Genomic DNA, 25341 nt, shown 5'->3' on the forward strand with positions numbered 1-25341 from the left:
ACCCAAGTTTTTACCTGGGCCCCGGTCCGATCACCATGATCATCTGCCGGCCTTCCATTTTGGGCATGTTTTCGACACGGCCCACGTCCTTGACATCTTCCGCGATGCGCTCAAGCAGCTGACGGCCGAGGTCTTGGTGTGCCATTTCGCGGCCACGAAAACGCAGGGTGATTTTCACCTTGTCGCCCCCGTCGAGGAACTTGAACACGTTGCGCATCTTGACCTGATAGTCGTGCGTGTCGGTGCCGGGGCGGAACTTGACTTCCTTGACCTCGATGACCTTCTGCTTCTTGCGCGCTTCGGACTCGCGTTTTTGCTGTTCGTATTTGTACTTGCCGTAGTCCATGATCTTGCAGACCGGCGGATTGGCGTTCGGTGATATTTCGACCAGGTCCAGTCCCGCCTCGACCGCCATCTCGAGTGCACGATTTGGCGTAACAACGCCGGCATTTTCGCCATCCGCTCCAATCAGACGAATCTCGTCACAGCGAATACGTTCATTTACTCGGGGTCCGGTGTCGCGTGTGGGGGGCGCGTTGTGAGGTCTGCGGGCTATGGCTTTGTTCCTTTTATCGTTTACAGTTCTTCACGAATTTGACGCTGCAACGTAAACGCGGCGCGTCGCGCTTTCAAGCTGCAAATCGGCCATTCTGAGCCGAAAAGGCGTGATTTCCCCCTTGTGGCTTTCCTTCTTGCACGGCATCTGAGATGCAGTGAAACAATGGGCTGGTGCAACGAACGCGAGCGGCCCTATGAAGTCTGGGAGACGGTTATGAAAAATCTGATTTGGATCGTGCTGGCCGTGGTTGTGCTGGGGGGCGGGTACATGCTGTTCACCGGCAAATCTGTGGAAGAGGTCGTCGAGACTGTGAGCGGGGCGACGCAAGACGTCGAGGCACCCGAGGCGCTTGAAGATGCATCCGATGCAACGGCGGACGCTGCAAGCGACGCCGTGGAGGCAACGACGGACGCTGCAAGCGAGGCTGTCGACGCCACGACAGAGGCTGCCAATGATGCCGCCGAAGCAGCCGAGGAAACTGCCTCCGACGCGGCCGATGCGGCGCAAGAGGCCGCCAGTGAGGCCGCCGAATCTGTTGAAGAGACCGCGTCCGACGCCGCCGAGACCGCGCAGGAGACGGCGACAGAGGCCGTTGAAGCCGCTCAGGAGGCGACCCAGGAAGCTGTTGATGCAGCGACCGGTGCAGCGAGCGATGCCGCTGAAGGCGCGACCGATGCTGCAAATGATGCCGCTGAAGGCGCGACCGATGCTGCAAACGATGCGACTGAGGCCGCTGAAGAGGCTGTCGACGGGGCCGCAGACACCGCGAGTGACGCCGCGACCGAGATCGAAGACGCCGCGGGCGCCGCGACAGAAACTGCAACAGACACCGCCGAGACGGCAGATGAGGCGGCCGATGAAGCAGTGACCGACGCGACCGAGGGCACGGCAAACGACGCGGTCGAGAGCGCGACGGATGAGGCGTCGGGCGATGCGGAACAGACTGGCGCCGAGCAGGCGCCCGAAGCCCTGACCGTCGACGGCTTTGACATGGAGCGCGTGCGCAGCCTGATCGAAGGCTCTGATCTGGGTTCGATGCAGGAAAACCTTCTGATCGAGGGGATCAAAGCGGCACAAAACAATCCGGAACTTCTGCAATCCGCGCTACAGGCTGCCCGTGAGGCGCTTGGCTACTAAGCCAGTCAACTGACATTGGAAAGCCCGCGCAAGGTGCTCCTTGCGCGGGCTTTTTGTTGCGAGAGTTTCGGCACGTCTCTTGATACAGGAGACCCTCGCGTCACGCCCGAGGGTGACGGGTATCTGTGGTAGGCGGCATCCTCCGGCTTGACCGGAGGATCTCTTGGTCAGGGGCTTCGGGACAAGCCCGAGGGTGACGGATACTATCCCCCTCAGTCGAGAAACGCCTTTTCGACCACGTATTCCTTGGGGTCGGAATTGGCCCCTTCGCGCAGCCCGTAGTCCTCCAGCATCTCCTTGATCTCGAGGTTGAAGGCGAGGTTGCCGCAGACCATGGCGCGGTCGGTTTCGGGGGCGAGGGGGGCGACGCCCAGATCGGCGAACGCCTCGCCCGAGCGCATCAAATCTGTGATGCGGCCCATCTTGGGGCTCTCTTCGCGGGTGGTCGTCGGGTAATAGCGCAGCTTGTCGGCAAAGCCTTCGCCGATCAACTCCGCCAGCATGTCGTCCTTGCGGATGCTGTCGATCAATTCGGCCCCGTATTGCAACTCGCCCACCTCACGGCAGGTATGGGTCACGATCACCTCGTCGTAATCCTCATAGGTCTGCGGGTCGCGCAGCAGCGAGGCGAAAGGCGCAAAGCCGGTGCCGGTGGCAAAGAGCCAAAGACGCTTGCCGGGCAGGAGCGCGTCATGCACCAGCGTGCCCACCGGCTTGGGGCGCAGGATGATCTCGTCGCCCACCTCGATATGTTGCAAACGCGAGGTCAGCGGGCCGTCCTGCACCTTGATCGAGTAGAATTCCAACTCGTCATCCCAGGACGGTGAGGCGATGGAATAGGCGCGCAGGAGCGGCTTTTCGCGGCCGGTCTTCTCGTCCGTCTGCATCAGGCCGATCATCACGAACTCGCCCGAGCGAAACCGCAGAGAGGCGGGCCGTGTCACGCGGAACGAGAACAGCCTGTCGGTCCAGTGTCTCACCTCTGTCACGGTCTGAGCATCGGGAATCGCAAGGGTTTTGGGCGCTTTCGCGGTCGCTTGGGTCACGGCGGTCATCTCGTTCATGGTGTCAACTGCCGGTCATTTAAACCGACATCCTCTTCTAATCTTTGATTCAGGTCAGGTGAAAGGGTTATTCTGCGGCGACGTGGCGCAGCCGTGATTGGTAGTCATGCGCCTGCCAGTTGGCGCGCGCCAACCACTGATCCTCGGGCTGCCGGGCGGCCAGATCGTCGGAGATCTCGACCTCGTCAAAGCCCGCACGCCGCGCCATCGCGTATTGATCGGCGATCACGTGGCCATAGGCGCGCAGTCGTCCGGTGTAGCCCATCAGCCGCAATTGCCGCGCGATGCTGAATCCGCGCCCGTCGGCGAAGCTGGGAAAATGGACCTTGATCATCTGCACGTCGGGCAGACGACCGGCCAGTTCCAGCGGGTCGGCGCTGGAGGGCAGGGTGATGCCCACGCCGCGGCGGGCCTCTTCCAGGGGCACGATGGGGGTGGTCCAGGTCTCGGGGCCAAAGCCCGTGTCGGTGATGATGACAGTCATGCGGAAACTCCTTTTCGCACCAGTTTGCCGTTCACAAAATGGATGCCACATTCAGTTTTGTCCTGATCGCGCCAGCGGCCCGATCGGGGATCTTCGCCCGGTTTTACGGGTGTTGTGCAGGGCATGCAGCCGATGGAGGGGTAGCCTTGGCTCACCAGCGGATGCCGGGGCAGGCGGTTTTCCTCCATGTAGGTCCGGATGTCCTCGCGGGCCCAATGGGCCAGCGGGTTGACCTTGATCCGCCCGGTGCCCTCCTCGATCTCGAAGAAGTCGAGGGCGGCGCGGGTGCCGGCCTGATAGCGTTTGCGCCCGGTGATCCAGCCGTCGAAACCGCTGAGGGCGCGCTGCAAGGGCACGGTCTTGCGCAGGGCGCAGCAGGCGTCGGTATCGCGTCGGTGTAACGTCTGTTTTGCGTCGGTGCGTGCGAGCTCCTGCGCGTCGGGCCGAATGATCCGCAGATCGCGCAGGTTGAGCCGCTCTGCCAGTTCCTGCTGATAGACCAGCGTCTCGGCAAAGAGCATCTCGGTGTCGATGAAGATCACCGGCGTCGCGGCCTGCGTGACCGAGACCATGTGCAACAGCACGACCGACTCGGCCCCGAAGCTGGAGACCAGCGCCAGCTTGCCCGCCTGCGGGTCTCTCAGCGCATGCTCCAGCACCGACACCGCCGAATGGTGGCGATACCGGTCATTGAGCGCGTGAACCCGGTCGTGCAGATCACTCTGCGGCATGGGCCCGGGCCTCCTGATCATAGAGCGCGGATTTGAACGGGGCGAGGCCGAGACGATTGTAAGCCTCGAGGAAGGTTTCCTCCGGCCCCTCGCGCAGGTCGAGATAGGCGAAGATGAGCCGCTCGATGGCGGGCACGATCTCGTCATAGGCAAAGCCCGGCCCGGTTCGGGTGCCGATGGCCGTGCTCTCGGAGGCATCGCCGCCGAGGGTGATCTGATAGTTCTCCACCCCCGCGCGGTCGAGGCCGAGAATGCCGATATGGCCGACATGGTGATGCCCGCAGGCATTGATGCAGCCCGAGATCTTGATCTGGAGATGGCCCACGTCATGCTCGATCTTCAGCTCGTCCAGCCGGGTGGCGATGCCCTGGGCCACGGGGATCGAACGCGCGGTTGCGAGCGCGCAGTAATCCATGCCGGGGCAGGCGATGATATCCGAGGCCAGACCGATATTGCCGGTGGCCAGCCCCGCCTCGCGCAGCGCGGCATGGACGGCCGGGATATCGGCCAGCGCCACATGCGGCAGCACGAGGTTCTGTGCATGGCTGGCGCGGATATCATTGTGGCCGTACCGCTCGGCGAGGTCCGCCACCAGCCGCATCTGATCGGCGCTCGCATCGCCCGGAGTCGCACCATGCGCCTTGAGGCTGATGGTGACGATGCCGTGATCGGCGTGCTGGTGCGCAACCACGTTGGTATCCGCCCAAGCGCGGAACACTGGGTCGGCGTCGCGGGCGGCGTAGTAATCGCCTGCGTCGCGCTCGGGCAGGGTGGGGGTGACGAAGGCGGCGTTGATCCGGTCGAGCCACGCCTGATCGACACCCGAAAAGGCCGCGCGACGGCGCGGGAACTCGGCCTCGACCAGATCGCGGATCTCATCGAGTCCGTTTTCATGCACCGTGATCTTGATCCGCGCCTTGTACTTGTTGTCGCGGCGGCCGAGGCGGTTGTAGGTGGCCAGGATCGACTCGAGATAGGGCAGGAGGTCAGCCTGGGGCACGAAATCCTTGAGGAGTTTGGCGACCATCGGCGTGCGGCCCATACCGCCACCGACCCAGATCTCGTAGCCGCGCGTGCCGTCACGCTCGACGATCTTGACGCCGATATCGTGGCTTTTCATCACCGCGCGGTCGGCCTCGGAGGCGATCACGGCGATCTTGAATTTACGCGGCAGGAACTGGAACTCCGGGTGGTCGGTGGACCATTGCCGGATCAGCTCGGCCACCGGGCGCGGGTCTTCCAGCTCATCCGCGGCGGCGCCTGCGAAGTGATCCGAGGTCACGTTGCGGATGGTGTTGCCGGAGGTCTGGATGGCGTGCATATCCACCTCGGCCAGCGCGTCGAGCATGTCGGGAATGTCGCGCAGTTGCGGCCAGTTGTACTGGATATTGGTGCGGGTGGTGAAATGGCCATAGCCTTTGTCCCACCGCTCGGCCAGATAGGCCAGCTGGCGCAGTTTCGCCGGATCGAGCGAGCCATAGGGGATCGCCACGCGCAGCATGTAGGCGTGCAGTTGCAGGTAGAGCCCGTTCATCAGGCGCAGCGGCTTGAACTCGTCCTCGGTCAGGCTTCCGTCAATCCGACGCTCGACCTGGGCGCGGAACTGGCGGTTGCGTTCTGCGATAAAAGCGGCGTCGAAGTCGTTGTATTGATACATGGTTTTCTCCTGCGCGTGTCGCGTGGGTCAGGCGTGGCCGAGGCCGTCGGCCTGTTTACCGTGAAAAAGGTTCGAAGGGCCGGTGCGCCGGAAATCCTCGCGAAAATGGGTGGGCTCGGGGCCGTCGGGGCCGGGGCGCATATCGGCGAGATAGGCGCCGACGATTTCACCGGCGCGGGCCTGTGCCTGAAGCAGGCGATAGTCGGCATCGGCCTCGTCGGTCAGCACCTCGGCCTCGCTGAGGTCCCGGGTCCATTGGTCATCGACGGTGAGATAGACGACATCGCCCTCGATGAGGGCGTTGGCGGTCACGACCTTGGGGGTGAATTCGCGGGGCATGTCAGGCAAGCTCCTGTTTCGATTGGACAAGGGCCGCCTCGGCGGCGCGCGGCGCAAGGCCGAGGAAGGTGAGCGCGGGGCCGGTGAGCCCTGCCTCGGCCAGATCGGCGGGCAGCCGGTCCAGCGTGGTGGACAGCACGCGCTGATCGGGGCGCGAGGCGTTCTCGATCACGGTGACGGGCGTCGTGCGGTCGGCGCCGTGCATGATCAGGCGGCCTTGAATGAAACGGGCGGATTTCTTGCCCATGTAGATCGCCGCGACCTCACCGGGACGGGCCAGCGTGCGCCAGTCGTGATCGGCAAAGCCTTTCATGTCATGGCCGGTGACAAACCGTACCGCGCCATTGCGCCCGCGTTTGGTGAGGCTCTGACCGATGGCGGCGACCGAGGCGGAGGCGGCGGTGATGCCGGGCACAACGTGCCAATCGATACCGGCCTCACTGACGGCATCGATCTCCTCGTCCAACCGTCCGAAAACGGTCGGGTCTCCGCCCTTGAGCCGCACCACATGCGCGCCATTCCTGGCGTGTTCGACGATCAGCGCATTGATATCGCTCTGCGACATGGAGGGGCCAAAGCCCTCTTTGCCCGCGTCAATCAGGATGGCTTCGCGCCGGGCAAGTTCGAGGATCTCGGAGGTGACAAGTCGGTCGTGAATGACGACGTCTGCGCCATCCAGTGCATTGCGCGCCTTGAGTGTCAGCAGCTCCGGGTCGCCCGGACCCGCGCCGACAAAGGCCACGCGACCTTGACGGACAACCGTATTTTCATGTTTTCTCAGAAGGCGTTGAAGCACGTCCTTGACGTGATCCTCGCCGCCTTGATCCAACGCGCGCGGCCCGGTCTGAAAGTAGTAATCAGCCCAGAAGTCACGGCGACGACGGCCCATCGGCAGGACCACCACCGCCTTGCGAAACGCTTTACCAATACGAGCGAGCGCGCCGAGTGTCACCGGCAGGCGTGCCTCGATCTCGGCCTTGATCGCCCGTGCGAGCACCGGGGCTGCCCCTTCCGTGCCAATGGCGACGGTGACCGGATCACGATCCACGATCGCGGGTGTGATGAACTGGCTGTCCGCAAGATTGTCGACGATATTGACCAGCGCACCATCGGCGCGCGCGATCTGCGATGTGCGGGCATCTTCGGTCTGATCTTCGTCGGCCGCATAGAAAAGCGTGGCGCAGAGGGTATCGCCCGGCACCATGGCACGGCGCACGAGGCGCAGGCGATTGTCGGCGGCCCAGCCTTCGATCTCGGGGGCCGGGGCCGTGGCGAACACGGTGAGATGCGCCTCGGTCTTGAGCAGCAGCCGGAGCTTGGCCAGAGCGGCGTCACCGCCGCCGGACAGGACGATGCGGCGGCCCTCGACGGCGAGAAAGATCGGAAAGTGCTTCATTTGGCGTATCCCGGAGATCGGTTTGACTCTGACCCCAATATAGGAAATATTCCCGATACATGGCCATATGCCTGCATGAATAAGGAAGTTTGTTCCAATGCCTTCCAGCAAGAGGCGGGACGTTCCTGAAAAAGGGAAATACCGGAATGACCGTTCGTCTCGATGATCTGGATCGGAAAATTCTTGTGCAGCTGCAAGAGGACGGGGGCCGGTCGCTTGATGATATCGCCCGCAATGTTGGCAGTTCCAAGACGCCCGTGTGGAACCGGATTCGCAAGATGCGCGAGGGGGGCGTGATCCGACAGCAGACGTATCTGCTCGATCCCGAGGCCTTGGGGTTCGAGGCGTGTTTCTTTGTGCTGATCCGAACATCAGAGCATGATGCCGGATGGCAGGCGCAGTTTTTGAAGGCCTTGAACGAGCGCCCCGAAGTTCAGGAGGCGCATCGGCTGGCCGGGGACATTGATTATATTCTCAAGGTGCGCGTTGCCAACGCCCGTGCCTATGACGTATTTTATCAGGCGCTGATTTCAGAGGTGAAGGTGCATAACGTGACCGCGCTCTTGTCGATGGAAGAAATCAAGTCAACCACGATGCTTCCTATTTGATATCAAGGAGTTGCGGCGCAATCCTCAAGTGCCTTGACGATCGGCGAGAAATCCGCGGCCTTGAGGCTCGCGCCACCCACGAGCGCGCCATCCACATTGGAGGTGGCGAAAATTTCCATTGCATTCGAAGGCTTTACAGAGCCACCGTAAAGCAGGCGGATGGTATCTGCGCGGTCCTCACCAAACCGATCCGCCAAACGGCGGCGGAGGAAGTCATGCACTTCGGCAATCTGCGCCGTGCTGGGTGTCAGCCCAGTGCCGATGGCCCAGATCGGCTCGTAGGCGATGACGGTGTTGGTGCCTGTCGCGCCGTCGGGGAGGGAGGCGTCAAGCTGATCGGCAATAATGTCGAGCGTCTGCGCGGCTTCGCGTTGGGCGAGCGTCTCGCCCAGACAGACCACGGCCGTCAGGCCAGAGGCCCATGCGGCCTGTGTCTTGGCCGAGACCAGTGCGCTCGATTCATCATGGTCCTGACGTCGTTCGGAATGACCGAGAATGACCGCCCGTGCGCCCGCTTCGGCGAGCATGACAGCGGAAATATCGCCGGTATGCGCTCCGGCTGCTGCGGCATGACAATCCTGCGCGCCTATCTCGAGAGGGCTGTCGGCGGTTAACGCGGCGGCCTGAACGATCAGCGTGGCAGGCGGGCAGATGAGCAGGTCAACACTCGGTGCGGGATGGTTTCTGGTGAGGATCTGCACCTCTGCAAGGCTCGCGTTGGTGCCGTTCATCTTCCAGTTGCCAGCGGCTAGCTTGCGTCTCATGCGCCCTCAGTCCTCATATATTTCTATTTAAAACAGGAAACTAGAGGATGAAGCTTACATATTCTCAAACTTGATCGACTCGCCGCAACCGCAGGCTTCGGTGACGTTGGGATTGTTGAAAACAAAGCCCGATTCAAGCAGCGAGGTCTGATAGTCGATCTCGGTCCCAAACAGGAACATCTGCGCCATGGGCGCGATCATGACGCGGGCGCCATCCTGTTCGACCACCTCGTCATTGGGATCAACTTCGCTGACATATTCCATGGTATATTCCATACCGGCGCAGCCACCCTTTTTCACGCCGATGCGGAGCCCCTGATGGCTGTCGCGCCCCATCAGTTTTGCGATCTGTGTCGCCGCTGCGGGGGTCATGGATATGGCCTGTTTTCCGGGAATTCCAAACATGTGGGTCTCCTTGCATTCCTCTTCAAAATAGGGGTTTGCAAGGCTGACCTCAAGGGGGAGCATGGCGGCTGCCCGCGGGCAGCCGCCATGCGTGACTATATGAGCTCAGAGGCCCATACAATTGGCATAAAAGGTCGTTGTGGCGGGCCAGTCCGAAAACACGCCTTCGACGCCCACATCCTGTGCCAGAACATCGAGGATCTCGAAATAGTCGCCGTCCGAGTCAATCGCCTCGGCCACGGATTGAAAGTACCAGCCGCCGCCATTGTGGAGCGGGCCGGACCGTTCCAGCGTCCAGGTTATGATTCCGAGGCCCGCCGCCTTTGCCTCGGTTGCATAAACAGACGGCACCATTTCATTCGCGTCATCCAGCGTCACCAGCATCCACATCGGCGGCGCGATATAGTTGACAGCCATCTCCTTGAGCTCGGCCATTGTCGGCTTGAAGGTGGCGGCATCCATCGGGTCGATCAGACCCTCATCGTCGTCTGACGCTTCGTAGCGATCATCGAGGTAAACCGCCTGTTTGCCGAACTCCGGTTCGTTCGCGATCCAGTACTTGACGTCATCAAGGTTGAAGCTTTGAAGCCAGACGCGTGACGGATCAATTCCGGCCTCCGTGTAGTCATCGACCAGCATTTGCGCGTAATCAGCCTGGCTTAGCCCGTCAAATGGCATCTCGACCGAGGGCGCCTTGAGTTCAGGGGTGAAATCCGCGCCAAGCCGGTCGAACAGCGTGATCGATTCAGCGTGCGTCAGCAGGGTTGCCCCATGCGCGTAGAGATCGGTACGCCAGCCGGCCGTGCCGTCAAGATAGGCTTCGGGCGTTGTGGCGGAGCGATCGGCGGCGTCCATCTTGGGGGCAAGCGTCCTGAATTCCGCAAGCGTGAGATCCGAAGCGCGGCATTCGGCCTGCGCTTCGGTATCGCCCGTGGCCGGGCTGAACGGCGTGGTGCATTGCTCTGCCAGATCGGTCACGAGGATGTTGGTCGTCGTGTGCAGATCGTTTTGCGCGTGACGGCACACCAGCTGTTTGTCGGCGGTAAAGGTCACGTCGCATTCGAGAATTCCGGCACCCATCGCGGCAGCGGCGCGATGGGACTCGGCGGTGTGCTCGGGAAACATCAGCGGGGCGCCCCGATGCCCGATGGAAAAGGCACTGCGCTGCGGTGTTGCGGCCAGACAGGATTGCAGTTTCTGCTTGAGTGCGCCGTCCTGCATCCGCGACACGAGATAGGCAGGGCGCACCCCGTATGTGAGCCCTGATTCGTAATCTGACTGTGTGTCAGATGCGGCTACAGGGCCAGCAACCAGCGCACAGCACAGGGAAATAGCGACATTTTTCATCGGAGGTCTCCTTCTTTTGACCTCCGATTATATCAGATTTTGGGGTAACGGGCGTGTGACGTGCTCTTGAAGATTGTGTGATCGCACCGCGCGGTCACATGAACCCAAGTTCCAGACGCGCCTCGTCGGACATCATGTCCATGCCCCAGGGGGGCTCCCATACGAGGTGAACATCGACCTGTTTGACCCCGGCCAGCGGTTCGATCGCCTCTGCGACCCAACCGGGCATTTCACCCGCGACCGGACAGCCCGGCGCGGTCAGGGTCATGGTGACGTTGATGGCATTTTCGCCATCAATATCAACCGTGTAAATCAGGCCAAGGTCATAGATATTGACCGGTATTTCGGGGTCATAAACACCACGGCATGCCTCGACCACCTGATCGTAGAGCGGGTGATCGGTGCTGGAGGGCGCGATGAGCGGGGCCCCTTCGAGCGGCTCGGATGAGTTCATCATGGGTTGGTCCTGCGGTTATCCTGACTAAACATATAAGTTTTATGAGCGCTCGCGTCCAGAGGGGGCGGTTGCATGCGACCCGGGTCTAGCCGTCGGACTTTCCGCCGGTCTTGCGGCGCCGGATGGGCGCGGGCCGCACCCGCGCCTCGATCATGTCGTAAAGCGCGCCGGTGATGTTCTTGCCGGTGGAACCCTCGATGCCCTCGAAGCCGGGTGAGGAATTCACCTCGAGCACCTTGGGCCCGGTCTCGGAGCGCAGGAGATCCACACCCGCCATGTTCAGGTCGAACACCTTGGCGGCGCGAATGGCGGTGTCGCGCTCGGTCTTGGTGATGCGCACCGATTTGGCCGAGCCGCCGCGATGCAGGTTGGAGCGGAAATCGCCATCCGCGCCGGTGCGCTTCATCGAGGCCACGACCTTGCTGCCGATCACGAGACAGCGGATGTCCTCGCCCGCCGCTTCCTTGACGAAATCCTGCACGAGAAAGTTGGCCTTGAGGCCGCGAAACGCGTCGATCACTGATTCGGCGGCCTTTTTGGTTTCGGCGAGCACCACGCCCTTGCCTTGCGTCGATTCGAGCAGCTTGACGATCAGCGGGGCGGTGCCGACGAGGCCGATCAGGTTGCCGGTATCCTTGGGTGAGGCGGCAAAGGCGGTGTTGGGCATGCCGACCTGCGCGCGCGCCATGAGCTGATGCGCATAGAGCTTGTCGCGGCTGGCGATGATCCCGGCGGAGGTGTTGGCGCAGAAGGTGCCGATGGTCTCGAACTGGCGGATCACGGCGGCGCCATAGGCAGTGACCGAGGCGCCGATGCGCGGGATCACGGCGTCGTAGCGGGGCAGGCGCTTGCCGTCGTAATGCACCTCCGGGGCAAGCGCATTGATCGCCATGTAGCAGCGGGTGGTGTCGATCACCTCGACGGTGTGGCCGCGGCTCTCGCCTTCCTCGACCAGACGGCGGGTGGAGTAGTTGTTCTCGCGGCTGAGCACGGCGATGCGGAGCGCGCGCTTGGGCTGCACGGCGCGCATCTTGGACGTGTGATAGACGTCATAGCTGAGTTCCGGCTGCAAGAAGCGGTCGGTGGCGACGATGGAAATGTGATCCTTGAGCGCCTGCCGGCCGAGCAGCATGCGGCTGGTCATGGTGGAGCGGTTGGTCAGGGTGATCTCGATCGGCCAGCTGTCGCCGTTGACCGAAAGCGTGCTCTGGATCACGTAGCGCAATTCGCGTTCGCCGTTGGAGGACGCCACCTCGCGCCGGTCCAGAATGGGGGCCGAGCAGGGGATCACCAGATCGTCGCGCCCGGGAATGGGGTGCACGGTAAAGCGCACCTTGGGCTTTGCGGAGGGGCCGAATGTTTCGATATCGAAGGCATGTAGCGCGGAGGTACGCGCGCCGGTATCCACCTTGGCCCGAAGTGCGGGCACGCCGATATCAGGCAGCGATATCCATTCCTCCCAGCCAAATTGCAGGGGCTGGGGCGTGTCTGGCGTATCGCTCATGGTCTCTGGCTCCTTGTCACGGGCGCGGATTCGTCGGATACGGACCCTTCTGCGCTATGGGGCTAACATGACAGCATTATTCAACTACAAACTCAAGGCAACCGACGGTTTGGCCCGGACCGGCGCAATCGAGACACCGCGCGGCGAGATCCGGACGCCGGCTTTCATGCCGGTGGGCACGGCGGCGACGGTCAAAGCGATGATGCCCGAGAGCGTGGCGGCGACGGGGGCGGATATCCTCTTGGGCAACACCTACCACCTGATGTTGCGTCCCGGGGCGGAGCGGGTGGCGCGGCTCGGTGGTCTGCACCGCTTCATGAATTGGAAGAAGCCCATCCTGACAGATTCGGGCGGCTTTCAGGTGATGAGCCTTGCCGGGCTGCGCAAGCTCACTGAGGAGGGGGTGACGTTCAAGAGCCACATTGATGGCTCCAAGCATGAGTTGACGCCGGAGCGGTCGATGGAGATCCAGCGCTTGCTTGGTTCGGATATCGTGATGTGTTTCGACGAGTGCCCGGCGCTGCCCGCAAGTGACAAGGCTGTGGCCGAGAGCATGCGGCTCAGCATGCGGTGGGCGGCGCGGTCGAAAGAGGCGTTCGGGGATCGGCCCGGCCATGCGCTTTTCGGGATAATGCAGGGCGGTGTCACGCCCGAATTGCGCGAAGAGAGCGCCGCAGCGCTGACCGAGATCGGGTTTGACGGCTACGCGGTGGGCGGTCTGGCCGTAGGCGAGGGGCAAGAGGCGATGTTCGGCGTGCTGGATTATGCGCCGGGGTTTCTGCCCGAGGACAAGCCGCGCTACCTTATGGGGGTGGGTAAGCCCGACGATATCGTGGGGGCCGTGAAGCGCGGCATCGACATGATGGATTGCGTGTTGCCCTCGCGCTCGGGGCGCACCGGGCAGGCCTGGACGCGGCGCGGACAGGTCAATATCAAGAACGCGCGGCATCAGGACGATCCGAGGCCGCTGGACGAGGCCTGTGGCTGTCCGGCGTGTCGCAATTACAGCCGCGCCTATCTGCATCATGTGTTCCGCAGTCAGGAGATGATCTCGGGGATGCTGCTGACATGGCACAACCTGCATTATTTTCAGGAGATCATGGCTGGCATGCGTGAGGCGATTGCGGAGAAGCGTTTTGCCGCGTGGGAGGCCGAGTTCCATGCGCTGCGGGCCGAGGGGGATATCGAGCCGGTGTGAGTTGAGGGCGAGGCGGGCGTGTCTGGCCTTGATCTGCCGTTGGAATGAGCCGCGCATCGGCGGGCCGCGGTGCGGCGACCCAACGTTGGTTTGGTTAGACTTTATGCCAGCCAAAACCGTAAAACATCCGAGCGTAGAGCAGGTTGCAGCCAAATCGCCGTGCCGGGGTGCGGCGTCATGCCGGAGGCATGCCTATGGCATGACGATGCGCGGCGGGCTTCGCCCTTGAGTCCGCGCAGGTGCTCCCATCTTAAGTCCACTTCCGGCCAATCATAAACCGAACCTGCGCCCGATTTTCCTTGCCTGACCGCCCGGGACGTTCTGCCATCAGACCGGTGGGTGCCGTGGCGGGTGTGTTCCAGCGAGGCGGGCGCGGTTCGATTGTCTTGAACGCGCCCCATTGCGCCCTTGTGCCCGGAGCGACAGCGGGGCATTCTGCGCGTTGTCTGTTGAAAGAGGGGCCGGTCTGCCCCAAGTAAGACCTAAGCGAAACGGAGAGGGCCGGGGCTGCCGCGAAGCCGGGGCCGGTGCCTTCTTGCCAAGAACAGGAAAACGAGCATGCAAGACCCCCTCAACGCATCCTATCCCGTATTGCCGCTCCGGGACATCGTGGTGTTCCCGCATATGATCGTGCCGCTTTTCGTGGGGCGCGAAAAGTCTGTCCGGGCGCTGGAAGAGGTGATGGCGGATGACAAGCAGATCCTGCTGTCAAGCCAAGTCGATCCGGCCGAAGATGACCCCGAGGCAGAAGGCATTTACCGCGTTGGCGTCCTGGCAAACGTGCTGCAACTGCTCAAGCTGCCCGACGGCACCGTGAAGGTGCTGGTCGAAGGCGTGGCGCGGGTGCGGATCACCGACTATCTGGAAAACGACTCGTTCTTCGAGGCGCGTGCCGAGTATCTGAGCGAGATGCCCGGCGATGCCGCGACCATCGAGGCGCTGTTGCGCACGGTGGGTGACGAATTCGCGCGTTATGCCAAGGTCAAGAAGAACATCCCCGACGAGGCGCTGGCCGCTGTGACCGACTCGGATGAGCCGGCCAAACTGGCCGATCTCGTGTCCGGTCATCTCGGGGTCGAGGTGGATCGCAAGCAGGAACTGCTTGAGACATTGAGCGTGAGCGAGCGGCTTGAGAAGGTTTACGGCCTGATGCAAGGCGAGATGAGCGTTCTTCAGGTCGAGAAGAAGATCAAAACTCGCGTCAAGAGCCAGATGGAGCGCACGCAGCGCGAGTATTACCTGAATGAGCAGATGAAGGCCATTCAGAAGGAGTTGGGCGATGGCGAGGACGGCGAGGGCGAGGTCGCCGAACTGGAGGCCCGCATCGCCGAAACCAAGCTCAGCAAGGAAGCGCGTGACAAGGCCGAGGCCGAGCTCAAGAAGCTCAAGAACATGAGCCCGATGAGCGCCGAGGCCACGGTCGTGCGCAACTATCTCGACTGGATGCTCAGCATTCCGTGGGGCGTCAAGAGCCGCACCAAGAAGGATCTGCACAAGGCGCAGGTGGTTCTCGATGACGATCACTACGGGCTGGAAAAGGTCAAGGAACGGATCGTCGAGTATCTGGCCGTGCAACAGCGCTCCAAGAAGCTCAAGGGCCCGATCATGTGCCTTGTCGGCCCGCCGGGCGTGGGCAAGACCAGCCTTGGCAAGTCCGTGGCGCGGGCGACGGGGCGTGAATTCATCCGTATTTCTTTGGGTGGCGTGCGCGACGAATCCGAAATCCGCGGCCACCGCCGCACCTATATCGGCTCGATGCCCGGCAAGATCATTCAGGCGCTGAAGAAGGCCAAGACCACCAATCCGCTCATCCTGCTCGACGAGATCGACAAGATGGGGCAGGATTTCCGGGGTGATCCGGCCAGCGCCATGCTCGAGGTGCTGGACCCGGAACAGAACTCGACCTTTGTCGATCACTATCTGGAGGTGGAATACGACCTTTCGAACGTGATGTTCCTGACAACGGCCAACAGCTATACCATGCCCGGGCCGCTCTTGGACCGGATGGAGATCATCCCGCTGGCGGGCTATACCGAGGATGAAAAGCGCGAGATCGCCAAGCAGCACCTGCTCGACAAGCAGATCAAGAACAACGGCCTGAAGAAGGGCGAGTTCGAGCTGACCGATGCGGCGCTCACGGACACGATCCGCTACTATACCCGTGAGGCGGGCGTGCGGAACCTGGAGCGCGAGATCGCCAAGATCGCGCGCAAGGCCGTGACGCGGATCATCAAGCGTGAGGACAAGGCGATCACCGTGACGCCCGAGAACCTCGATGATTTCCTCGGGGTGCGCAAATACAAGTTCGGCCTCGCAGAAGAGAGCGATCAAGTGGGTGTCGTCACCGGCCTTGCCTATACGAGCGTGGGCGGGGAGCTGCTCAACATTGAGGCGTTGCGCCTGCCCGGCAAGGGCCGGATGAAGACCACCGGCACGCTTGGCGACGTGATGAAGGAGTCGATCGACGCCGCGTCCTCTTATGTGCGCTCGGTCGCGCCCGAAATCGGGGTGAAACCGCCGAAGTTCGAGAAGTGGGATATTCACGTCCACGTCCCCGAGGGCGCCACGCCCAAGGACGGGCCCTCGGCCGGTCTGGCCATGGTTACCTCGATCGTGTCGGTGTTGACGGGCATTCCGGTGCGCAAGGATATCGCCATGACCGGTGAGGTCACGTTGCGCGGCAATGCGCTGCCCATCGGCGGGCTCAAGGAAAAGCTGCTCGCGGCGCTGCGGGGCGGGATCAAGACCGTGCTCATCCCGCGCGACAACGAGAAGGACCTCGTCGAGATCCCCGACAACGTGAAAGAGGGGCTCGATATCATTCCCGTCGACCACGTGCGTGACGTGCTGAAGCTGGCGCTGATGCGCACGCCCGAGGCGGTGGACTGGGACGAGGAGGCCGAAGAGGCCGCCGCCGCCGAGGCCGCGCTCAAATCCGGCGACGAGGGCAAGGGCAGGGGCGCTGTCGCCCATTAGGGACGTTGAAAATGCCCCGGATGACCTCCGGGGCATTTTTTAAGCGATGAGATCCTCGCTGACATGAAAGGCCGGATACCCCGGGTCTGACGTCGGAACACGGTGTTGCCACGGGCCAAACAGAAACCGGCCCCGCGGTCGTGCGGGGCCGGTCATTTTGTCTTTGTGCAAGGCTCAGCCGAAGAGGAACTGATCCGCCGTCAGCTCGTCGGCCAGCACGCTCGCGAAGACGAGGGTGTGACCTTCGACGCTCACCTCTGCCCCGGCGTCACCATCTGCTATCGCGAGTTGGTCAAAGCTGTCGACGCTGCGCAGGAGGACCGTCTCTGCCGTGGCGTCGAAATCGGTGATCAGATCGACATCGCCGGTCTGGAGCGTGTTGAACACGAACGTGTCCTCGCCCTCGCCGCCGGTCATCGTATCGTCACCGTCGCCGCCATTGAGCGTATCCGCGCCGTCTCCGCCTTCGAGAAGGTCGTCACGTCCGCCGCCGGCCAAAAAGTCGTCGCCGTCGCCGCCGAGGACGGTGTCGTCGCCTTCACCACCGCCGAGACTGTCATTGCCCGCGCCGCCGTCGACCAGATCGGTGCCGGCACCGCCGCCCATCAGGTCATCGCCATCGCCGCCCTCTACGGTATCGACACCCTGGCCGCCACCGATAGTGTCGTTGCCGTTGCCGCCAAGCACCTGGTCGTCGCCAAAGCCGCCGTTGACAAAGTCGTTGCCTTCGCCGCCGTCAACCTCATCGTCGCCGAGACCGCCGCCGATCGTGTCGTCGCCCAGACCGCCGCGCACGACATCGTCGCCAAAGCCGCCGCCGAGGCTGTCATTGCCCGCGCCGCCATTGACGAGGTCATTGCCCGGACCCGCGCCAAGTATGTCGTCGCCGTCAAGACCCGCCAGCGTGTCGTCGCCATCGGTACGCCCGGTGGCCGAGTTGTCGACGCCGAGATTGTCGAGATCGTAGATCACCGTGTTGCCATCGCCCTCATAGGCGACCGCGATCTGTGCAAAGCCTGTGGCGCTCTGTTCGGCAGGGATAAAGGCGATGGTCTCGGGACTGATATTGCCGTTGGCTTCACTGTCGATATAGTGATCGAAAACCGGATTGGCCGGATCGCTGAGATCGAAGATCATGATGCCGTTATCCCGTTCCAGCCCGACAAAGACATAGGGGGTGCCTTCAACCAGGCCCACTGTGACCGCTTCGGGTTCCACTCCCTTGTCGTCGGACCGGTCGTCGACATCGCCCTCGTCCTGATTGAAGAGCTCCGGGCGGATCTCTGCGATCAGCTGTGCAAACTGCGAGCCGCTGTCAAAGACGATCTCACCCGCCGTGTTGTAGACGGTGAACGAGCGCGAGCCGTAGTGGAACAGCTGGTCGTAATCTCCGTCGCCATCCGTGTCGCCCAGATCTGTGCGGACGTTCAGGCGGCCGAGGTTCTCGTCAAGCTGCAGGATTTCGGCATTGGGGAAGGCCGTCGGATCGAGGTCGAGGTCCTTGACCCGCGCCTCCGTGTCGTCCCGCGCATCGCCCTCGTTTGCGGTCAGCACATATGTCTCGCCGTCAATTTCGACAGAGGTGATCGCGTCGGGCTGGCGCATGCCGAAGAGGTTGTCGTAGTTTTGCAGGTTGATCGCATTGTCGCGGTTCGAGGCGTCGATCTCGTTGCCCGGCAACGAGCGATCCACGAGGCCAAAGCTGCGGATATCGGTCACCTCGTTGGAGGTAAGATCGACCACGGCATAGGCATTGGCCTCTTGCAGCGCGACCCAGGCGGTTTCGCCACCGGGCAGGACGGTGATGTATTCCGGCTCCAGATCCTCGGAGACGGACTTGCCCGGCTCCAACAGAACACCGGCCTCGCGCAGCGCGTCTTCCTGACCGTCGAAGGCAGTGAAGTCGAGCGTCACGGCCGTGGCCTCATCCGCGCCACCGCTCAGGTCGATGATCGACACAGCCCCGAGCGGATCGGTCTCGTCGAGCGGCTCGCCCTCGTTGGCGACAAGGATCTTGCTGCCATCGGGGGTGAAGGTCACCATGTCGGGCAGGTTGCCGACCTCGACGGTGTTGAGCAGCGTGCCTTCGAGATCGAAGATCGCAATGACACCGTTGGCATCCTCTGGCGTGACCGAGATGGCAGCGGCGACGAGGCCGTTCTTGGCGGCGACCGATTGCACGCCGTCAAACCCTTCGACCTGGCCGAGGTCGAACTCAAACAGTTTATCGCCATTGGCGGCATCGAACACGTCGATGCGGTTCTGCGCTCCGTTGGTCACGTAGGCGCGCCCTGCATCGACCGAGACAACCTCAGAGCCACCGGTGAAGAGTTCGGTTTCTCCGCTCAGGAGTTCTGCTGCGATGGAGACGCCGAGCGTGGGATCGTTCTCGTCCAGAAGGATGCGGTCGGTGTCACCATTGCGCGCCAGTTGAACGATGCGCAAATCATTGGTCACATCCGTCTCTGCCATGGCAAAGGCGTTGTCTTCATCCGGGAAATTCTCGGTCATGAAGTCGCCCAGCGCTTTTTGCTCGCCCAGCCGGTCGGCCTCGGCATCTGATGTGATGCCACCATCTGGCGTGAGGAACTGGACGTTCGAGACAAGCTCCTGGAACGGATAGCCGTCACCGTTGTTGAGCAGGAGAAAGTCGAGCGTGACCATGTTGATGGTGTCGGGTGCGTCGGCGGTGAAGGCCCCGTCGCGGAAGATGACGATGTCGTCGCCGGTCTCGGGGTCGATCAGAGCGACGGTCTTGATGCGATCGCCAGCAACGGCCACGTCCGGCATGTCGGTGGCCGGGTCGACCACGTAATCGCCGTTTTCGTCAGTCACCAGTTCCTGCGCGGTGCCGGCCTCGTCAAACGCAACGCGGAACCCGCCGATCTGGAAGAAGCGGCCGGGCGTGTTGCCAGCTTCGGTGTCGGTATCGGCGACGCCATGCTCGAGCAGCATGAGGAAGCCTTCCTTGCTGACCGAAGCGGTCACGAGGCCGTTGTCAAAGCGCAGCGAGTTTTGCAGGTCGAGCTGCGACAGGATGCCGTCGCCCTCATCGGTGCCCTCGTTGGTGGCCGAGCCGATCTCGGCGCGGATGCCGCCGCCATTCTTGAAGGAGACGTTCACCGAGGCGTCAGCGCCGCGCGCGGCATCGAGATTGGCGTCTGCGGTCAGGTTGCCAAGGTTGCTTTCCTCGGTGCGCACCGTCTCGCGGCGACCGTCGAGGAACACCTCGTGATTGCCGAAGGCGATGGCGTCGGCGGCGTCGACGATGGACTGAACCGCGTCGGTGAGATCCTCCACGATATCGGCCTTGACCGAGCCGTCGATCGCCTCAGCCAGAGTGGCGGCGCCGGTCACGTCGAGCACGCCCTGCTCATCGGTGGCAAAGGTGCCGGACACGTCGGCGTCAATCGTCTCGGTCATCAGGTTGCCGGCTTCGTCGAACTCCACCACGAGGCGGCCGAGATAGCTGTATTCGCCGTCGGTCGAGACGATGGCCACGTCATTGCCGCTGGCGTCGGTGGTGAGGAACGGATAGCCTTCGGCGGCCTCGTCGCCATCGCGCAGGCGGTCCTGATCGTCGGCCTGAAGGGTGTTTGAGCCGCCGGCGATGATGATGTCGACCCCGTCGAGCAGGCCCGCAAGCTCTTTTTCGAGCGCGATCTGCTGGAGATGCGAGGTCAGGATGATCTTGTTGGACCCGGCGTCGATCAGCGCGTCGATCTGCGGCTGGATCACTGCGGCGAGGGCCGCCATGTCATTGGTGCCGCCGGTGATCTCGTTGGTGCCGCCGGTGGAGGAGATGGTCTCGATGATCTGGGTTGTGGCGCCGACGACGCCGATAAGCTCGCCGTTTTCTTCGATGAGCGTTGCCGGAGCGATGGCCGGGCCGATGTTGCCTGTGGCGAGGTCTTCGAGCGACTCGTTAAATGCAGAGGATGCAAGGATCTCGTCGGTGAAAAGCCCGCCCAGATTGGCGTCGTCCGAGAAGTCGATATTGGCCGACAGATACGGGAACAGCGCGCCGACCCAACCGACCGTGCCGTCGCCACCTTCGGCGTTGATGATGTCGGCGAATGCGGAGGTGCCGGGATCAAATTCGTGGTTGCCCACGGCGGAGGCGTCAAAGCCCAGAACATTCATGATGGTGACATCGACACGGCCACCACCGCGCCCGAGATCAAGCACGGTGTCGCCCAGATCGAGGCCAAGGATTTCGGTGAAGTACCGCTCGTATGCCGCGGTGAGCGTGCCGCCCATCGAAAAATCCGCAGCCGTCGAAAAGAACGGACCGGGGATATAGTTGTCACCTGCCGAGAGCAGAATCGAATTCTCTTGAGTCTCTTCGAGAGAATCAACGATCGCGGCGAAGTTCGGCGCATTGTCGAGGGCCGCGACGCCCCCTTCCAGATCGTTCGCATGCAGCAGCTGAAGCGTATAGGCCATCGGATATTCCACCTGAATTTAGGAAAGTTACCGGGCCGCGATAGAGGGGCAATGTGACGCTGGATTAAGGGATTTGTAACGACTACGTAACGCCGAGGCGCCCAAAGCCAGGTTGAGCGGTCGATACTCGGTTATCCGCCGAGATCCTCAAGGAGCCGCCCGTACATGTCTTCGGCGTGCCGGATGCGGCCTGAGCCAAGCGCCCGGGTCTCGACCCTGATGAGGGCCTCGATGCCGATGAAAAACGGCAGCCAGAGCCGTCTTTCGGTTTCTGACAGGCCAAACACATCCGTGAAAATCTCGATGCCCGCCGCATCGACGCCAAGACGCCGCTGGCCGGACAGGATCATCCCGCGCCGTCCCATATGCACCAGAAATCGTGCGATATCCTTGCAGACCGGCAGCCGTCCCGACCCGCCCGTGTCGATGCCCGTGAGGTGGTCCTTGCCGATCACGAGGTTGTTTGGGTGAAAGTCGCCATGGCTGATCGCGTCACGGCACTCGGCGCCGTCAAGTTGCGCGGCCATCTTGCGCAGGTGTTCGAGAATGCCCGTCTCGATGCGCCGAAGCCGCGCGAAGGGCTGCTTGGACGCGGCCCGCTCGGCGCGTGCCAGCCAACCCAAGGCGTTGCCCGCGCGCCAGCTCTCGGTCATTTCGGTGAAAAGCCGCAGCCATTCCGCCGCCGGGCGCAGGTGCTGTGGGCGCTCGTCCGGCTGCTCTTGCCACAAGAATTCCAGCAGCGGCTTGCCCTCGATGCGCTCGGTCACCATCAAACCGGCCTCGGGCACATGCAAAAGCGGCTGTGCAACCCGATAGGCGCCGTCGTTCATATGGGGCCAGATACGCACCAACTCGGCCCATTCCCTTGCGAGTTTCTCGGTGAAATCGGGCTCGACCATCCGGATCACCGCAGCGCGTCCATCGAATGTTCCGGCCAGTATGGCCCGCTTTTCGGGGACGATCCGCAGAACCTCGTCGATATCCAGCCTTTCCAGTACCGGATGTGCGGCGGCACTCTGCGCAAGCCGCGCCGACAGTCTTTGCAACCTGTCCAGATCGGGGAGTGGCGCATGGGGGCGGTGCTCAGACATGATGCGACTGTCCTCTAGCCGTTAAGGGGCGTCAACCGAATTGCACCCGGTGCCGCCGGGCACTATGATCTGCCTGAAAACCCAGCGACAGGATGATGCCGATGACCGATACGCCCCCTTCCGAGATGTCTTTCGAACAGGCCATGAAAGAACTGGAGCAGGTCGTCGGGCGGCTGGAGCGTGGCGATGTCGCGCTTGAGGAATCGATCACGCTTTACGAGCGCGGTGCGCTGCTCAAGAAGCGCTGCGAGGAAAAGCTCAAGGAGGCCGAGGAAAAGGTCGCCGCGATCACCTTGGATGCGGACGGCAATCCGACCGGGACACACCCGGTCTCGGGCGATTGAGGGCGATGCAAGACAGGCTCGCCGCCGACGCCGGCGCGATCATGACACAGCTGGAGCTTATCCTTGGGGGGTTTCCGGCCGGGCAGGTGACCGAGGGCATGGGCTATGCCACGCGCGGCGGCAAACGCATTCGCGGCTTTCTGGTGATGGAGAGCGCGCGGCTGCATGGTGTCGACGCGGCAGCGGCGCTCTGGCCCGCTTGCGCCATCGAGGCGCTGCACGCCTATAGCCTCGTGCATGACGACCTGCCCGCGATGGATGATGACGATCTGCGGCGCGGGCAACCGACGGTGCATGTCCGGTGGGACGAGGCGACGGCGATACTGGTGGGCGACGCGCTGCACTCGCTGGCGTTTGAGCTGGTGAGTGACCCGCAGACCGGGCTCGGGGCGGATGTGCGCGCCGAACTGACCCATACGCTCGCGCGGGCCGCAGGCGGGCAGGGGATGGTGCTGGGGCAGGCACGCGACATTGCCGCCGAGAGTGCCGAGACCCCACTTACCCTTGATGAGATCATCACGTTGCAGGAGGGCAAGACCGGCGCGCTGATCGAATGGTCGGCCACGGCGGGGGCCCGCATGGGCCGCGCCGATCCGGCGCCGCTCTTGGCCTATGCCCGGGCGCTTGGCCTCGCCTTTCAGATCCAGGATGACGTGATCGACGTGACCGGCGACGCCGCGCAGGTGGGCAAGGCCGTGGGCAAGGACGCCGCCGCGGGCAAGGCCACATTCGTGTCCCTTATGGGGCTGGAGGGGGCGAAAACCCGCGCGGCAGCCCTTGTTGATCTGGCCTGTGACGCTCTATCTTTCTATGGAGAGCGTGCCGACGGCTTGCGGGAGCTTGCCCGCTTCGTTATCTCGCGCCAGAGCTAGCCAATTCCCCCAAGGAGGGGTCCTATGCCAGACCGCCCGACCACACCGCTTCTCGATCAGGTCAAGAGCCCCGCCGACCTCAAGCGGTTGAGCGACGGGCAGCTTGTGACACTTGCGCAGGAACTGCGCGCCGACACCATTGCGGCGGTATCGGAAACCGGCGGGCATCTGGGCGCGGGGCTGGGGGTGGTGGAACTCACTGTGGCGCTGCACCATGTGTTTGATGCGCCGCGTGACAAGATCATCTGGGATGTGTCGCATCAAAGCTATCCGCACAAGATCCTGACCGGGCGGCGCGACCGTATGCGCACCATCCGGCAAAAGGACGGCCTCTCGGGATTTACCAAGCGATCCGAGTCGCCCTATGACCCGTTCGGTGCCGCGCATAGCTCTACCTCGATCAGTGCCGCGCTCGGTTTTGCCGTGGCGCGTGATCTGGGCGGGGCCTGTCCCACCGGGCATGGCGACGCCATCGCAATCATCGGCGACGGGGCGATGTCGGCGGGCATGGCGTTTGAGGCGATGAACAACGCGGGTCACCTGGGCAAGCGGCTGATCGTGATCCTCAATGACAACGAAATGTCCATCGCGCCGCCCGTGGGGGCGCTGTCCTCCTATCTCTCGCGGCTTTACGCAGGTGAGCCGTTTCAGGAATTCAAGGCCGCCGCCAAGGGGGCGATTTCCCTGCTGCCGCCGCCCTTTCAGGAAGGCGCGCGGCGTGCCAAGGACATGCTCAAGGGCATGACGGTGGGCGGCACGCTCTTCGAAGAGCTTGGGTTTTCCTATGTCGGGCCGATCGACGGGCATGACATGGAGCAGCTGTTGCCGGTGCTGCGCACGGTCAAGGCCCGGGCGACGGGGCCGATCCTCATTCATGCGCTGACCAAGAAGGGCAAGGGCTATGCCCCGGCTGAGCACGCCCGCGATGGCGGCCATGCGACCGCCAAGTTCGATCTGGTAACCGGCGAGCAGAAAAAGGCCCCCTCGAACGCGCCGAGTTATACAAAGGTCTTTGCCAATGCGCTGCTGGATCAGGCGGCGCGTGATGACAAGATCTGCGCGATTACGGCGGCGATGCCGGATGGCACCGGGCTTGATCTCTTCGCCGAACGCTACCCGTCGCGCTGTTTTGATGTCGGCATCGCCGAACAGCACGCGGTGACGTTTTCCGCCGGGCTGGCGGCGGGCGGTATGAAGCCGTTTTGCGCGCTTTATTCCACGTTCCTGCAGCGCGGTTACGATCAGGTTGTCCACGATGTGGCCATTCAACGCCTGCCGGTGCGCTTTGCGATTGACCGTGCCGGGCTGGTTGGGGCCGATGGGGCGACCCATGCGGGGGCGTTCGACGTGGCGTTCCTTGCCAACCTTCCGGGGTTCGTGGTGATGGCCGCTGCCGATGAGGCCGAGCTTGTGCATATGGTGGCCACGGCGGCGGCGCATGACGACGGGCCGATTGCCTTCCGCTACCCGCGCGGCGAGGGGGCTGGCGTGACCATGCCCGAGCGTGGCGAGCCTCTGGAGATCGGCAAGGGGCGGATCATTCAAGAGGGGAGCCGCGTTGCGATCCTGTCTTACGGCACACGGCTCAAGGAGGTCATGGAGGCGTCTGAGGCGTTGCGCGCGCGCGGGATCACGCCGACCGTGGCCGATGCCCGCTTTGCCAAGCCGCTCGACGAGGCACTGATCCTCGATCTGGTTGAGAACCACGAGGCGATGATCACCATCGAGGAAGGCGCTATCGGAGGATTTTCAAGCCATGTCAGTCACTTCCTGAGCGAAGCTAAAGTGTTTGATGACGGGTTCAAATTCCGCTCCATGGTGCTGCCGGACATCTTCATAGATCAAGCGAGCCCCGCGGATATGTATGGCACGGCGCGGCTCAACGCGTCGGATATAGAGGCGCGGGTGCTCGATCTGCTCGATATTGCGCAAGTGAGTGGCAAACGCGCCTGAGGTACTTAT

At 62.8% G+C, this 25341-nt stretch carries 21 protein-coding genes; 7 read left to right on the forward strand and 14 right to left on the reverse strand.

Going from position 1 to position 25341, the window contains the following annotated elements; translation table 11 throughout:
- Positions 1-10 precede the first annotated feature (10 nt).
- On the reverse strand, positions 11-556 hold the full coding sequence (infC, locus tag Q0X85_RS10975) for a translation initiation factor IF-3 (RefSeq protein WP_297772092.1): 546 nt from the start codon (positions 554-556) through the stop codon (positions 11-13).
- Between the two features lie 216 nt (positions 557-772).
- Between infC and Q0X85_RS10980 the strand changes: the two genes are divergently transcribed.
- Positions 773-1696 (forward strand): translation initiation factor 3, encoded by a 924-nt coding sequence (locus Q0X85_RS10980; RefSeq protein WP_297772010.1) that lies wholly within the window; start codon positions 773-775, stop codon positions 1694-1696.
- Positions 1697-1908: 212 nt separating this feature from the next.
- Here the strand turns inward: Q0X85_RS10980 and Q0X85_RS10985 are convergent, their stop codons facing one another.
- From Q0X85_RS10985 to cysG, 6 genes are all read right to left on the reverse strand, one after another.
- The gene (locus Q0X85_RS10985) at positions 1909-2760 is read right to left on the reverse strand and encodes a ferredoxin--NADP reductase (RefSeq protein WP_297772011.1); all 852 of its coding nucleotides are present in this window, start codon (positions 2758-2760) and stop codon (positions 1909-1911) included.
- A gap of 67 nt (positions 2761-2827) precedes the next feature.
- On the reverse strand, positions 2828-3244 hold the full coding sequence (locus Q0X85_RS10990; RefSeq protein ID WP_297772012.1) for a DUF934 domain-containing protein: 417 nt from the start codon (positions 3242-3244) through the stop codon (positions 2828-2830).
- A complete protein-coding gene (locus Q0X85_RS10995) occupies positions 3241-3975 on the reverse strand; it encodes a phosphoadenylyl-sulfate reductase (RefSeq protein WP_297772013.1) in 735 nt (244 codons plus the stop codon). The genes Q0X85_RS10990 and Q0X85_RS10995 overlap by 4 nt, the downstream gene beginning before the upstream one ends.
- Entirely contained in the window at positions 3962-5632 is a 1671-nt protein-coding gene (locus Q0X85_RS11000) for a nitrite/sulfite reductase (RefSeq protein ID WP_297772014.1), read from the reverse strand. The genes Q0X85_RS10995 and Q0X85_RS11000 overlap by 14 nt, the downstream gene beginning before the upstream one ends.
- 27 nt (positions 5633-5659) lie before the next feature.
- Positions 5660-5971, reverse strand: coding sequence for a DUF2849 domain-containing protein (locus Q0X85_RS11005; RefSeq protein ID WP_297772015.1), 312 nt, complete (start codon positions 5969-5971; stop codon positions 5660-5662).
- Between the two features lies 1 nt (position 5972).
- Positions 5973-7367: a siroheme synthase CysG gene (gene cysG, locus Q0X85_RS11010; protein WP_297772016.1), complete on the reverse strand. Its 1395-nt coding sequence runs from the start codon at positions 7365-7367 to the stop codon at positions 5973-5975.
- A 146-nt stretch (positions 7368-7513) separates the two neighbouring features.
- Here cysG and Q0X85_RS11015 point away from each other — a divergent pair, with 146 nt between their 5' ends.
- Entirely contained in the window at positions 7514-7975 is a 462-nt protein-coding gene (locus Q0X85_RS11015; protein WP_297772017.1) for an Lrp/AsnC family transcriptional regulator, read from the forward strand.
- 2 nt (positions 7976-7977) lie between these two features.
- On the opposite strand, the gene tpiA is transcribed toward Q0X85_RS11015, so the two are convergent.
- The 5 genes from tpiA to rimK form a co-directional block, all read right to left on the reverse strand.
- Positions 7978-8739 (reverse strand): triose-phosphate isomerase, encoded by a 762-nt coding sequence (tpiA, locus tag Q0X85_RS11020; RefSeq protein WP_297772018.1) that lies wholly within the window; start codon positions 8737-8739, stop codon positions 7978-7980.
- A 54-nt stretch (positions 8740-8793) separates the two neighbouring features.
- Positions 8794-9144, reverse strand: a complete 351-nt coding sequence (locus tag Q0X85_RS11025) for an iron-sulfur cluster assembly accessory protein (RefSeq protein ID WP_297772019.1) — start codon at positions 9142-9144, stop codon at positions 8794-8796.
- Between the two features lie 105 nt (positions 9145-9249).
- Positions 9250-10491: a glycerophosphodiester phosphodiesterase family protein gene (locus tag Q0X85_RS11030; RefSeq protein WP_297772020.1), complete on the reverse strand. Its 1242-nt coding sequence runs from the start codon at positions 10489-10491 to the stop codon at positions 9250-9252.
- Positions 10492-10585: 94 nt separating this feature from the next.
- Complete coding sequence (locus Q0X85_RS11035) at positions 10586-10948, reverse strand: SUF system Fe-S cluster assembly protein (RefSeq protein WP_297772021.1); 363 nt, start codon at positions 10946-10948, stop codon at positions 10586-10588.
- Between the two features lie 85 nt (positions 10949-11033).
- Positions 11034-12452 carry a 30S ribosomal protein S6--L-glutamate ligase gene (gene rimK / locus Q0X85_RS11040; protein ID WP_297772022.1) on the reverse strand — a complete coding sequence of 473 codons (1419 nt, stop codon included), beginning with the start codon at positions 12450-12452 and terminating at the stop codon, positions 11034-11036.
- 67 nt (positions 12453-12519) lie between these two features.
- Here rimK and tgt point away from each other — a divergent pair, with 67 nt between their 5' ends.
- A complete protein-coding gene (tgt, locus tag Q0X85_RS11045) occupies positions 12520-13650 on the forward strand; it encodes a tRNA guanosine(34) transglycosylase Tgt (RefSeq protein ID WP_297772024.1) in 1131 nt (376 codons plus the stop codon).
- Between the two features lie 558 nt (positions 13651-14208).
- Positions 14209-16626, forward strand: a complete 2418-nt coding sequence (gene lon, locus Q0X85_RS11050) for an endopeptidase La (RefSeq protein WP_297772026.1) — start codon at positions 14209-14211, stop codon at positions 16624-16626.
- A gap of 174 nt (positions 16627-16800) precedes the next feature.
- On the opposite strand, the gene Q0X85_RS11055 is transcribed toward lon, so the two are convergent.
- Positions 16801-21072 carry a choice-of-anchor I family protein gene (locus Q0X85_RS11055; protein ID WP_297772028.1) on the reverse strand — a complete coding sequence of 1424 codons (4272 nt, stop codon included), beginning with the start codon at positions 21070-21072 and terminating at the stop codon, positions 16801-16803.
- A gap of 131 nt (positions 21073-21203) precedes the next feature.
- Positions 21204-22163: a phosphotransferase gene (locus Q0X85_RS11060; RefSeq protein WP_297772029.1), complete on the reverse strand. Its 960-nt coding sequence runs from the start codon at positions 22161-22163 to the stop codon at positions 21204-21206.
- Between the two features lie 101 nt (positions 22164-22264).
- Between Q0X85_RS11060 and Q0X85_RS11065 the strand changes: the two genes are divergently transcribed.
- Genes Q0X85_RS11065 through dxs form a run of 3 tightly spaced genes read left to right on the forward strand, consistent with a single transcriptional unit; the run spans position 22265 to position 25332 of the window.
- Positions 22265-22507 carry an exodeoxyribonuclease VII small subunit gene (locus tag Q0X85_RS11065; protein ID WP_297772031.1) on the forward strand — a complete coding sequence of 81 codons (243 nt, stop codon included), beginning with the start codon at positions 22265-22267 and terminating at the stop codon, positions 22505-22507.
- A 5-nt stretch (positions 22508-22512) separates the two neighbouring features.
- Positions 22513-23379 (forward strand): polyprenyl synthetase family protein, encoded by an 867-nt coding sequence (locus Q0X85_RS11070; RefSeq protein ID WP_297772032.1) that lies wholly within the window; start codon positions 22513-22515, stop codon positions 23377-23379.
- 24 nt (positions 23380-23403) lie between these two features.
- On the forward strand, positions 23404-25332 hold the full coding sequence (gene dxs / locus Q0X85_RS11075; RefSeq protein WP_297772034.1) for a 1-deoxy-D-xylulose-5-phosphate synthase: 1929 nt from the start codon (positions 23404-23406) through the stop codon (positions 25330-25332).
- The last annotated feature ends 9 nt before the right edge of the window (positions 25333-25341 follow it).

Origin of the sequence: uncultured Roseovarius sp., assembly GCF_947259555.1 — a bacterium.
GTDB lineage: Bacteria > Pseudomonadota > Alphaproteobacteria > Rhodobacterales > Rhodobacteraceae > Roseovarius.